This window comes from Paenibacillus sp. SN-8-1 (assembly GCF_050995535.1).
Lineage (GTDB): Bacteria > Bacillota > Bacilli > Paenibacillales > Paenibacillaceae > Fontibacillus.
Genome location: NZ_CP194782.1, coordinates 2651812 through 2665000, shown reverse-complemented (window position 1 = coordinate 2665000; position 13189 = coordinate 2651812). Strand labels below are relative to the sequence as shown.

The 13189-nt window shown below is 47.6% G+C and carries 6 protein-coding genes and 2 rRNA genes (1 of these 8 cut by a window edge); 6 read left to right on the top strand and 2 right to left on the bottom strand.

Annotation, left to right across the window (positions count from 1 at the left end):
* Window positions 1-1538: ribosomal RNA gene (locus ACRRNK_RS12710) — 23S ribosomal RNA — on the top strand (it extends 1514 nt beyond the left edge of the window).
* A gap of 225 nt (window positions 1539-1763) precedes the next feature.
* Window positions 1764-1880: ribosomal RNA gene (rrf, locus tag ACRRNK_RS12705) — 5S ribosomal RNA — on the top strand.
* Between the two features lie 269 nt (window positions 1881-2149).
* Here the strand turns inward: rrf and ACRRNK_RS12700 are convergent.
* The gene (locus ACRRNK_RS12700; RefSeq protein ID WP_433943117.1) at window positions 2150-2500 is read right to left on the bottom strand and encodes a hypothetical protein; all 351 of its coding nucleotides are present in this window, start codon (window positions 2498-2500) and stop codon (window positions 2150-2152) included.
* A gap of 62 nt (window positions 2501-2562) precedes the next feature.
* On the bottom strand, window positions 2563-2913 hold the full coding sequence (locus ACRRNK_RS12695) for a hypothetical protein (RefSeq protein WP_433943116.1): 351 nt from the start codon (window positions 2911-2913) through the stop codon (window positions 2563-2565).
* A 219-nt stretch (window positions 2914-3132) separates the two neighbouring features.
* On the opposite strand from ACRRNK_RS12695, the gene ACRRNK_RS12690 reads away from it, so the two are divergent.
* From ACRRNK_RS12690 to ACRRNK_RS12675, 4 genes are all read left to right on the top strand, one after another.
* Window positions 3133-4350, top strand: a complete 1218-nt coding sequence (locus ACRRNK_RS12690; RefSeq protein WP_433943115.1) for an MFS transporter — start codon at window positions 3133-3135, stop codon at window positions 4348-4350.
* A 332-nt stretch (window positions 4351-4682) separates the two neighbouring features.
* Window positions 4683-10415, top strand: coding sequence for a HAMP domain-containing protein (locus ACRRNK_RS12685; protein WP_433943114.1), 5733 nt, complete (start codon window positions 4683-4685; stop codon window positions 10413-10415).
* A 188-nt stretch (window positions 10416-10603) separates the two neighbouring features.
* A complete protein-coding gene (locus ACRRNK_RS12680) occupies window positions 10604-11767 on the top strand; it encodes a hypothetical protein (RefSeq protein WP_433943113.1) in 1164 nt (387 codons plus the stop codon).
* A gap of 81 nt (window positions 11768-11848) precedes the next feature.
* Window positions 11849-13162: a hemolysin family protein gene (locus ACRRNK_RS12675; protein ID WP_433943112.1), complete on the top strand. Its 1314-nt coding sequence runs from the start codon at window positions 11849-11851 to the stop codon at window positions 13160-13162.
* The last annotated feature ends 27 nt before the right edge of the window (window positions 13163-13189 follow it).

The window sequence follows — 13189 nt, the reverse complement described above, 5'->3', positions numbered from 1 at the left end:
GGGACCTAAGGCGAGGCCGAAAGGCGTAGTCGAAGGACAACAGGCCCTAATTCCTGTACCACCGTAATCCGTTATGAGCGATGGGGTGACGCAGCAGGGTAGTGACGCAGACTGATGGATGTCTGTCCAAGCAGTGAGGCTGGTGTGTAGGCAAATCCGCACACCGTTAAGGCTGGGCTGTGATGGGGAGTGAAAATTACAGTAGCGAAGGTCATGATCTCACACTGCCAAGAAAAGCCTCTAGTCAGGAGAAGGTGCCCGTACCGCAAACCGACACAGGTAGGCGAGAAGAGAATTCTAAGGCGCGCGGAAGAACTCTCGTTAAGGAACTCGGCAAAATGACCCCGTAACTTCGGGAGAAGGGGTGCCCCGGTAGTGTGAATAGCACGAGGGGGCCGCAGTGAAAAGGCCCAAGCGACTGTTTAGCAAAAACACAGGTCTGTGCGAAGCCGCAAGGCGAAGTATACGGGCTGACGCCTGCCCGGTGCTGGAAGGTTAAGGGGAGTGGTTAGGGGTAACCCGAAGCTATGAACCGAAGCCCCAGTAAACGGCGGCCGTAACTATAACGGTCCTAAGGTAGCGAAATTCCTTGTCAGGTAAATTCTGACCCGCACGAATGGCGTAACGACTTGGGCGCTGTCTCAACGAGAGATCCGGTGAAATTTTAATACCTGTGAAGATGCAGGTTACCCGCGACAAGACGGAAAGACCCCATGGAGCTTTACTGCAGCTTGATATTGGACTTTGATACGATTTGTACAGGATAGGTGGGAGCCTAAGAAGCAGGAGCGCCAGCTTCTGTGGAGGCAACGTTGGGATACCACCCTGATCGTATCGGAGTTCTAACCTGGTACCGTGAACCGGTATGGGGACAGTGTCAGGTGGGCAGTTTGACTGGGGCGGTCGCCTCCTAAAGAGTAACGGAGGCGCCCCAAGGTTCCCTCAGAATGGTTGGAAATCATTCGAAGAGTGCAAAGGCATAAGGGAGCTTGACTGCGAGACTGACAAGTCGAGCAGGGACGAAAGTCGGGCTTAGTGATCCGGTGGTACCGCATGGAAGGGCCATCGCTCAACGGATAAAAGCTACCCTGGGGATAACAGGCTTATCTCCCCCAAGAGTCCACATCGACGGGGAGGTTTGGCACCTCGATGTCGGCTCATCGCATCCTGGGGCTGAAGTAGGTCCCAAGGGTTGGGCTGTTCGCCCATTAAAGCGGTACGCGAGCTGGGTTCAGAACGTCGTGAGACAGTTCGGTCCCTATCTGTCGTGGGCGTAGGAAATTTGAGAGGAGCTGTCCTTAGTACGAGAGGACCGGGATGGACGCACCGCTGGTGCACCAGTTGTTCCGCCAGGAGCACAGCTGGGTAGCTAAGTGCGGAAGGGATAAGCGCTGAAAGCATCTAAGCGTGAAGCCCCCCTCAAGATGAGATTTCCCAGTATGTAAGACCCCTTGAAGACGACGAGGTAGATAGGCTGGGGGTGGAAGTGCAGTAATGCATGGAGCTGACCAGTACTAATCGGTCGAGGGCTTATCCAATATAAATTCCCGAGAACAACGGGGAAAGCTACAATCTAACACGCAAGTTCGTTTCGTATCTAGTTTTCAGGGAGAAAACTTCAACGCTGTGAAGAAGCGAGTCTTCTAACAGAATGAATAAGCTTTCAGCATTTGGCGATGCTGAAACCTGAGTTATATGTTGCTACTAGCTTATCCTAGTAGGAGTTATCGCGATTTCGAGAAGCGAATGCTTCAAGAATTATGTTTGGTGGCGATGGCGGAGGGGTTCCACACGTACCCATCCCGAACACGACCGTTAAGCCCTCCAGCGCCGATGGTACTTGGACCGCAGGGTCCTGGGAGAGTAGGACGCCGCCAAGCAATATGAAAGCCATTGCTAGAATACCTAGCAATGGCTTTTTTTGCTTTGCATTCCATATGAGATTGGACCTTGGAATATTGGATTCAGGCTCAAACAATGCCATGTATAATCTTAGTGGATTGCTATATTTAGTTTTGGCTTCATAGTTGGATCAAGGAGGAATCCATGTATATTAGTCACTTGTAGCTTACCGATCCAATATTATGAATTCTTAGATATCACATTCTATAAAATTGGGGGGAGATCCGAATTATCGCCGCCTGAAGTGTTAGGAAATGATTACGTATGCCGCATTATCCGCAGGTACAGTGGTAACAGTATACAGTGTACCATTGCTGGAATAGGTCCGTACGATGAGGTCACGTAAGGTAGGTGTAGAAACTCGGGAAAATACAACTACACCAAAGCCGTCAAATCTAGCAGTCTGGATCAATCGACCAGAAGTTGTGCTTACGGTAGCGAAGAAGCCAGATGTGTTGTAAGGATTACCCAAAGAATTAGTCCATACGAGCGTTAATCTGCGCAATCTTTGTGTAGGTTTCAGGAGTTTACTGTACTTGGAAACATCAAGTTTTCGACCCGTTCCTTTACGGACTGCACGAGCAGGGCGTTTAGCCATTCTCAAATCACTCCTCTAAGTTTGTTTTCAGAAATTCAAATACCATTGACCGAGATTGAGTGTTAGGAAATGATTACATAGGCCGCATTATCCTCAGGTACTGTAGTTACAGTATATAGTGTGCCATTACTGGAGTAGGTTCGTACGATTAGGTCTCGAGTGGTAGGTGTAGAAACTCGAGAAAATACGACAACACCAAAGCCGTCAAATCTTGCAGTCTGGATTAATCTACCAGAGGTTGTGCTTACGGTAGCGAAGAAGCCGGAGGTGTTATAGGGATTACCGGAGGAATTAGTCCAAATAATCGTTAATCGGCGCAATCTTTGTGTAGGTTTCAGGAGTTTGCTGTACTTGGAAACATCAAGCTTTCGGCCCGTTCCTTTACGGACTGCACGAGCAGGGCGTTTAGCCATTTGAAAGTCACCTCCTCAGTTCCAGTTAATATATTAAATGTGATTGGAAATGTTTTAGACTGTGCTATGTTACTAGACTTTGCGAAAAAGGGTTATTTTCTAGTGTACATAAGCAATTTTTTTCACATGGTTGTAGATGTTCAATAGTAAGTGGGGTAGAATATAGTCACAAAAGGATGAAGCCGGTCAATAGGAGTCGGCGGAGGGAGTACATACAATATGAATAACCTGAGTGTATTGCAGAGCCCAAAACACCGGAAGCTACTGTTCAGTGCGGGACTCAGCTGGATGTTCGATGCGATGGATGTTGGAATTCTGTCTTTTATTATTGCTGCATTGAAAGTGGAGTGGGACTTGTCACCTGGACAAGTGGGGCTTCTTGGAAGTATTAATTCAGTTGGAATGGTACTGGGAGCTGCATTGGCCGGATATTTTGCTGATCGCTATGGCCGTAAGAATATCCTGCTGTGGACGCTTCTTATTTTCTCGGCAGCCAGTGGACTGTCGGCACTTGCCGCAAGCTTCACTATGCTCTGTGTGCTTAGGTTTGTATCTGGAGTAGGGTTGGGTGGAGAACTGCCGGTTGCGTCAACACTAGTATCCGAAACGATGCCAGTTCAGGAGAGAGGAAGAGCGGTGGTACTGCTTGAAAGCTTCTGGGCGGCGGGATGGATACTCTCCGCGCTTATTTCTTATTTCGTGATTCCTCATTATGGTTGGCAGGCCGCTTTTGTTATCGGAGCTCTACCGGCTCTGTATGCGATATATCTTCGGCGGGCCATTGATGATTCGCCGCGGTTTGAGAAGATGAAGTCCGAGAGAAGACCTGGCTTCGGCGAGAAAATGAAGCTGGTCTGGTCTGCGGGGAACCGTAGATCTACGATCATGCTGTGGATTCTGTGGTTCACGGTGGTGCTGTCTTATTACGGCATGTTCTTATGGCTTCCCAATGTAATGATGATGAAGGGTTACAGCTTAATCAAGAGTTTTGAATATGTGTTGATCATGACGGTTGCGCAGCTTCCAGGTTATTTCACAGCAGCTTATTTCATTGAGAAATTTGGCCGTAAATTCGTTCTTGTAGGTTATTTGGTACTTACCGCTCTTAGCGCTATCTGGTTTGGATACTCTACCTCGGAAGGCATGCTGCTTGCAGCGGGAATCTGTTTGTCATTCTTCAATCTTGGAGCATGGGGCGGACTGTATGCCTATAGTCCAGAGCTGTATCCTACCCGGATTCGTTCTACTGGAGTAGGACTAGCTACTTCTATTGGACGCATTGGGGGAGTTATTGGGCCGCTGTTAGTTGGAGGCTGGGTCGGAGCTGGGGTCCACATAGACAGGATATTTGCATTTTTCTTTGTGACCATTATTGTGGGAGCAGCAGCCGTGTTGTTCCTCGGCAAAGAAACCAAGGGGCTTGAGCTGCAGGATTAAATCTGGTCAGCAAATTACAGAAGCGGGCACACTGAAATTGGTAGTGCTCGCTTTTTTGTGATGCTAAGACTCCTTTTTGGAGGGAAATGTAGAAGAAAGGTGAAGAATGTCGAGTTTTTGCGTATATTATTGCCTTAGCAACCAATGACAGCGCATCCCACTTCATAGTAAAATATGATAGACCATGTTTATATGAAATGAGCTAAAGAAGCGAGCATTTGGATGAAGACAACCGATTGCTGGGCTAGGAATTATCAGGCATTCTTTGGAACAATTCATATATCTATTAAATTTCGAGAAAAACAAAAAAATGTCGGAGAGGAAATTGGATCATGTCAGAACATGAAGAACCCAAACGATCATCCCATGACCAGGTAAATACCGGGGAGTTGTTAAATGCTTTAATGGCTTTAAAAAAGGGAGATTTCTCATACCGTATGCCTTACGATCACACAGGCATCGCCGGCAAAGTAGCTGATACATTTAATGAAATTATGGATATGCAGGAAAGCCTCGTGACCGAGGTTCAAACTGTAGCCAAGGTAGTAGGTAAGGAAGGTAAGTCAACACGGCGTTTCACGCACAAAAACACAGGGGGCCAGTGGGAAATCGTATCTGAATCGATCAATGGCCTCGTCGCTGATCTGATTCAGCCTACGAGTGAAATGGTACGTGTTATCAATGCAGTAGCTCAGGGGGATCTCTCTCAGAAAGTGGATCTTGAATTTGAAGGCAGACCACTAACCGGGGAATTCCAGCGGACAGCTACCAATATCAACATGATGGTAACTCAGCTAAGCACGTTTGCCTCAGAGGTTACCCGTGTGGCGCGAGAAGTAGGTACAGAAGGTATCCTTGGCGGTCAGGCGGATGTGAAAGGAGTTTCAGGTACTTGGAAAGATCTCACTGACAGCGTTAATAACATGGCGACGAACTTGACGGATCAGGTGCGTAATATCGCAGCTGTGACCACAGCCGTTGCGAAAGGAGATCTGTCGAAGCAGATCACGGTTAATGCTAAGGGAGAAATCCTGGAGCTTAAGGACACGATTAATACGATGGTGGATCAGCTCTCTACTTTTGCCTCAGAGGTAACCCGTATGGCCCGTGAGGTAGGAACCGAAGGTAAGCTGGGCGGGCAGGCTAACGTTAAGGATGTCTCGGGCACATGGAGAGATCTTACGGAAAGCGTTAATGATATGGCCTCCAATCTTACCGATCAGGTGCGTAATATCGCGGTGGTAACGACTGCGGTGGCGAACGGGGATCTATCGAAGAAAATAACAGCTGACGTTCAAGGGGAAATTCTTGAGCTCAAAATTACGATTAATACGATGGTGGATCAGCTTTCAACCTTTGCCTCAGAGGTAACCCGTATGGCCCGTGAAGTAGGCACCGAGGGGATTTTGGGAGGTCAGGCTGAGGTTAGCGGGGTTGCTGGAACATGGCGCGATTTGACGGAAAGCGTTAACTATATGGCGAGCAATCTGACGAACCAGGTGCGTAATATCGCCGAAGTGACAACAGCAGTAGCGCAAGGGGATCTGTCCAAGAAAATTACGGTTGATGCCAAAGGTGAAATCCTGCAGCTCAAGAGTACGATCAACATCATGGTGGATCAGCTCAGCAACTTCGCTTCCGAGGTTACACGTGTCGCCAGAGAGGTATCAACGGAGGGTAAGCTGGGTGGCCAAGCAGATGTTAAGGACGTATCGGGAACGTGGAAGGACTTAACGGACAGCGTTAATTTCATGGCCGGTACACTTACGGATCAGGTGCGTAATATCGCAGAGGTGACTACGGCAGTAGCGAAGGGGGACCTTTCCAAGCATATTACCGTGAATGCCAAAGGTGAGATTCTGGAGCTTAAGAACACGATCAATACGATGGTGGATCAGCTCTCGACTTTTGCCTCCGAGGTAACCCGTGTAGCTCGTGAGGTAGGAACGCTCGGGATGCTGGGAGGCCAAGCCCAGGTAAAAGGTGTAGCAGGAACATGGCGTGATCTAACGGAGAGTGTTAACTATATGGCGAGCAACCTGACGAATCAGGTGCGCAATATCGCCGTCGTTACAACTGCGGTCGCGAACGGGGATCTGTCCAAGAAGATTACAGCCGATGTTCAAGGTGAGATTCTAGAGCTTAAAATCACGATCAATACGATGGTGGATCAGCTCTCAACCTTCGCTTCCGAGGTAACGCGCGTGGCCAACGAGGTTGGTACGGAAGGAAAGCTCGGCGGTCAGGCTCAGGTTAAGGGAGTAGGCGGAACCTGGAAGGATCTGACTGAAGGGGTTAACAGCATGGCCCGGAATCTGACCGACCAGGTGCGTAACATTGCGGACGTGACTACCGCGGTCGCCAAAGGGGATCTCTCGAAGAAGATCACCGTAGATGTTAAAGGGGAAATTCTTGAGCTTAAGAATACCATGAATACGATGGTGGATCAGCTCAGTAATTTTGCCTCCGAGGTAACCCGTGTTGCGCGTGAAGTCGGAACGGAAGGAAAGCTGGGCGCCCAGGCCGAAGTGAAGGATGTATCGGGAACCTGGAAAGACTTGACGGATACGGTTAACTACATGGCGAGCAACCTGACGATTCAGATGCGTAATATTGCCGGAGTAACGACGGCCGTTGCGAACGGCGACCTGTCCAAGAAGATCACGGTGGACGTTAAAGGGGAGCTTCTTGAGCTGAAGAACACAATCAATACGATGGTGGATCAGCTCAATTCATTTGCCTCCGAGGTTACTCGTGTGGCTTCTGAAGTAGGTACTGATGGTAAGCTGGGTGGCCAGGCTCAAGTTCGCGGAGTAGGCGGAATCTGGAAGGATCTTACGGATAACGTAAATATTATGGCGACGAATCTGACCGATCAGGTACGGGGAATCGCTAAAGTCGTAACGGCTGTCGCAAACGGGAATTTGAAGCAAAAGTTAACCGTGGAGGCCAAGGGTGAAATCGCCGAACTGACCGACACGATTAATAATATGATTGATACTCTTGCAACATTTGCCGATCAGGTAACCACAGTAGCAAGGGAAGTAGGAGCGGAAGGTAAGCTGGGCGGACAAGCTAGTGTACCGGGCGCGGCAGGAACGTGGCGTGATCTTACCGATAACGTTAACTATATGGCGAGTACGCTCACGACACAGGTACGTGCGATCACGAACGTAGCAACCGCAGTAACCAAAGGGGACCTATCTCGTACCATTGATGTAGCCGCTGCCGGTGAAGTTGCCGCGCTTAAAGACAATGTGAATGAAATGATTCGCAATCTGAAGGAAACTACCCGGATTAACACAGAGCAGGATTGGCTGAAGACCAACCTTGCGAAGTTCTCGCGTCTCCTTCAGGGTCAGCGTGATCTATATGCGGTCAGCCGGATGATCCTGTCCGAGCTTGCTCCATTGGTATCGATGCAGCATGGTGTGTTCTATATTAACGAACCGGTCAATGGAGAACCTGTGCTTGAGCTGTTCGCAAGCTATGCTTATCAGCAGCGTAAACACCTTTCTAATGAGTTCCGTGCCGGGCAAGGCTTAGTGGGGCAATGTCTTATTGAGAAACAGCGGATTCTACTGACCAATGTACCTGGAGATTATGTGATGATTTCCTCAGGACTTGGTGAGGCTACCCCGCTGAACATTGTGCTTCTGCCGATTATTTTTGAAGATCAGGTCTTGGCAGTGCTTGAGCTTGCTTCATTCCGGCAGTTCAATGAAATTGACCTCGCCTTCCTGGATCAATTGACAGAGTCTATCGGTATCGTTATTAATACCATGCAGGCGAATCAGCGTACGGAAGAGCTGCTTATGCAGTCACAATCCCTCACGGAAGAACTGCAAAAGCAGCAAATGGAGCTTAAGAATACGAATGAAGAGCTTGAGGATAAAGCCAAACTTCTAGTCATTCAGAAGGCTGAGGTCGAAAGCAAGAATAATGAAGTGGAAGTCGCTAAGCGCTTCCTGGAAGAGAAGGCGGAACAGCTGGCGCTGACTTCGCGATACAAATCCGAGTTCCTGGCCAACATGTCACACGAACTTCGCACACCACTGAATTCACTTCTGCTGCTCGCGGAGCAGCTCGCAGAGAATCCGGATGAGAATCTCTCAGACAACCAGGTGAAATATGCGAAGACGATTCAGGACTCCGGACTTGATCTGCTGAACCTGATTAATGATATTCTTGATCTGTCCAAAATCGAATCAGGGACGGCTTCGGCAGATCTTAGCGAGGTCTCACTTGTCGATCTGCTTGAGGGCTTGAACCGTGCATTCCGCCCATTAATTGGAGACAAAGAGCTTGATTTCACGCTCAAAACGGATTCGGATGTTCCACAAAGAATTGTTACGGATCAAAAGAGACTGCAGCAAATTCTCAAAAACCTGTTGTCGAACGCCTTCAAGTTCACCGAGAAGGGTCAAATTTCACTTCACCTGCGTAAGGCACTGGACGGCTGGAGCGAAGATAACGAGACGCTGAACGAAGCTAGGATGGTTCTGTGCTTCTCGGTAAGTGATACCGGAATCGGGATTGCGGACGACAAGCAGAATATTATTTTTGAAGCCTTCCAGCAAGCTGATGGAAGTACGAATCGCGAATATGGCGGAACCGGCCTGGGTCTTGCAATCTCCCGTGAAATCGCAGCGATGCTTGGAGGAGAGATTACGCTGTACAGTGTGCTGAATAAGGGAAGTATTTTTAATTTATATCTTCCTGTAGATGCTGATGCGCCGGAATCTGAACATACACCGAAATACGTCCCTGAGGTAATTGATGTAGCCCCTCCAGAGGCCCATCGCTTCATTTCACGCAGTGAGGTGAAGGATGACAGGGATAATATTGGGCCAGATGACCGGGTCTTCCTGATCATTGAGGATGATCTCAAGTTCAATGAGATCCTGCTTGATGCCCTTCACCGAAAAGGAATCAAGGCGGTAATTACAACCAAGGGCTCGAACGCGCTGGAGCTCGCAAGAAAGTATAAGCCTGCTGCAATTACCTTGGATCTGCGTTTGAAAGATACGGACGGCTGGCTTGTGATTGAACATCTGAAGAATGATATGGACGTTCGGCATATTCCTGTATGCGTGATTACCGTTGAGGAAGACCAGTTTGAACTGAAGCAGAAGGGTGTTCATGGATATTTGTGCAAACCGGTTACCAATGAGGAACTGGACAGCACGCTCGATGAGCTTAATGCCTTTGCGGATAAGAATATTCATACGCTACTGGTTGTTGTACATGAAGAGCAGCCTCGTAAGGAATTTGTTCAAATGATCAACAACAAGGACCTGAAGATTACTGCTGTTGATACTTCGAGAAAGGCATTGAATCAGCTGAAAACTAAAGAGTTTGATTGTGTGCTGATCGATAATAACTTGGCTGATATGGACGCTTTGTCTCTCATTCGGGAAATGTACAAGAACCCGCAGAATAAGCATGTTCCTATCGTTCTGCATCGCAGCAGAAAGTGGGACAGTGAGGAAGAGAACGAATTGGAGGAGCTCATCAAGACCGCTGTGATCAAAGAAGTGAAGACTTCCAACCAGGTCATGGATGAGACCAGTCTATTCCTTCATCGTCGCACGGAGGATCTGCCGACTGATAGCCGGGAGAAGCTTGTTAAGCTTCATCAGTCTGATGAAATGATCAAATATAAGAAGGTGCTCGTCGTTGATGATGATGTGCGTAATATATTTGCGCTTATGACTATTCTGGAACGGCACAATATGAAGGTTATTCCTGCGGAGAACGGTCAGGAGGCTATCCGAATCCTGGAGGAAACCCCGGATATCGAGATTGTCCTAATGGATATCATGATGCCGGTTATGGATGGTTATGAGACCACAAGGGCTATTCGTAAGAAGGAACAGTTCAAGGATCTCCCGATTATTGCCCTAACCGCAAAAGCGATGAAGGGAGACTGGGAAGAATGTCTGGAAGCAGGAGCGTCGGACTACATTACGAAGCCGGTGAATAGCGCGCAGCTGCTGTCCATGATCCGAAGCTGGCTTGACGGAGAACAGAATGCAGCCAATGAAGGCTTATTAAGCGAATAATAAACGTAGGCTCCCTAAGATGGAATGTACCATCTTGGGGAGCCTTGTTATTTCAGGACTAGGTCAATAGTAATCACATGAAAGAAAAATTTCCTCTTCAAGTAAGCCTTTGTCCGCTTGTTCTTAATGATCGTGGCGAAACATAATGAGAATGGATAGACATATTAATTGAAGGAGGAGAAATAATAATGAGTAGTAGAACTTTCGCAAATAAAAAAATTCGGATTGTGATCTATTCAGTCATTGCCTTAACCCTCACCTTCTCAGTCGGATCCTTCGTATCGGCAGATAGTCTGAAACAGCCGACTCCCCGGGTAGTATGGGATAAGGATGTCGATCTGCCTCTGGACTCGATTTATGAGCATGGTGAACACGAAATCCTGGCGGCCTCTCTTCAAAATGATCAAATTACAGTGAGCTCCATTAACTCAGGAGGAGTCAAGAAAGAGAAGGTGACTTTTCCAAAGTATAATCTCTCCTACCTGGCTTCCTTTCATCAAACCCGAGAGGGCGGGTATATATCTACAGGTGGAAATGAAATTCTGAAGGTTAATGAGCAGGGCAAAAAGGACTGGGGGTATACACTACCTTTAGCAAATACTTATTTAGTGTCTGTGGATCAACTGGGGGATGGAAGTTATATCGTTGCTGGAACTACACCGGGTGCCCAAGGACAGGGCTGGGATCCGATTCTGCTGAAGCTGTCAAGCAGCGGGAATGTGATCTGGCAGAAAACTCAGAGCAAGCCTACGGAAGATTCTGTAGCTCTGGTTAGACATACGGAGGATGGTGGCTTTGTTGTACTCGGCGAGGCATCATCCGCGGGCACTGGTGTCAGTAAGATTTCGCTGGCCAAATTCAGCAGCACCAGCAAGCTGGAATGGGAAAAAGCCCTTGCACCTTCAGCAGATAATGAGAATTTATGGAATACCGCTCTTGTTCAAGATATGGATGGTGGTTATGTGATTACCGGGTTCTTCAATCACCCGAATCCATTGAACAGTATCCGAAATTTAACGACCGGATATATTCTGAAAACGGATGCGCAAGGCAATCTTCTGTGGACTCATCCGCTTGAAAGCAGCCTTGATCGTAGTTACGCTTATGATGTTCAGCTTGCTACAGGCGGAGGATATATAATAACAGGCAAAGCAAATGAGGATTGGCATGGGACCGTCTCCAAAGAATTTGTTCAGCGTCTGAATAACTCAGGTATGGTGCTCTGGACGACAGTAATTGAACGAACTGTAAATGTGAATCGCGGAATAGTAGTACAATCCTCCCCTGACGGTTATTTAGTTATCGGAGATGCTTACGATTCGGTCAAGGTAACAAAGTTAAACCCGCAGTAATTATTTTATGAAACCTAGCAAGGTTCTTCTTCGTATACATTCAAATATGGTTAATAGACATAAGTTAAGGAGAAGATGTTTGTGGAAAGTGACAGGTATGGTTTAAATTTGGTGTTAATTGCTTTATTGATTTTCCTGACGGCATTCTTTGTTGCCGTGGAATTTGCAGTGGTTCGATTACGGAGCAGCAGAGTGGATCAATTAATCGCTGAGGGCCGGAAGAATGCTACGGCCGTGAAGAAAGTGCTAGATAATCTGGATGGTTATTTATCCGCATGTCAGCTCGGTATCACGATTACTGCACTGGGACTAGGTTGGCTTGGAGAACCCACCATGGAAGCCATTTTTCATCCATTATTTAACAGCCTTAACATCCCTGAGGGCCTAGGCAGCGTGGTGTCTGTAATTATTGCATTTGCTCTAATTACTTATCTTCATGTTGTCGTTGGTGAATTGGCACCCAAAACCTTGGCGATTCGAAAAGCTGAGTCCATCGCTCTTATAACAGCAAGACCTATTATTTGGTTCAGTAAGATTATGTATCCCTTCATTTGGGTCCTGAATGGATCAGCCAATCAGCTTGTAAGGCTGTTTGGGGTGAAGCCAGCTTCGGAACACGAGGAGGCGCACTCTGAAGAGGAGCTTCGGATTATTCTTAGTGAAAGTCTGGAGAGCGGCAAGATCAACCAAGCAGAATTCGGTTATGTGAATCGAATTTTCGCGTTTGATAACCTGATGGCAAAGGATATTATGGTTCCAAGAACAGACATGATCTGTTTATATACTGGTAAGACCCGGCAGGAGAATCTGGAAATTATCAAGGAGCAGCAGTACACCAGATTCCCTGTCGTCCAAGAAAGTAAGGACAATGTAATAGGGATTATTAATACGAAGCAATTCTTCCTTGCTTATGAGGACAACCCCGATCTTGATGTCGCTGATCTAATTCAACCAGTTATCGCTGTTCCAGAATTTATCCATGTGAATACCCTGCTGAAGCGTCTGCAGAAGGACGGGACAAATATGGCTATTCTTATTGATGAATATGGCGGGACATCGGGTCTTGTAACCATTGAAGACATTCTTGAGCAGATTGTCGGGGAAATAAGGGACGAGTTCGATACCGAGGAAGAGGAAGACGTTAAAGTTTGGGCGCCTGGGCACTTGACCGTAAACGGCAAGGTATCTGTAACGGAAGTGAGCAGTCATCTCACGAGTGAGCTTGACTCTGGCGAATGGGATACTATAGGAGGCTGGCTCTTCGCCCAGAATAGTGAATTAGCAGTTGGTGATAGCCTTGAGCATGGAGATTACCGTTATACGGTTCGCAAGAGGAAGAAGAACCGGTATTTAATGATTGAGATCATAGATAAAGACGCGTCACAAATGGAGTAAGATTAAGACCCGGAAGAAGCTTCCGGG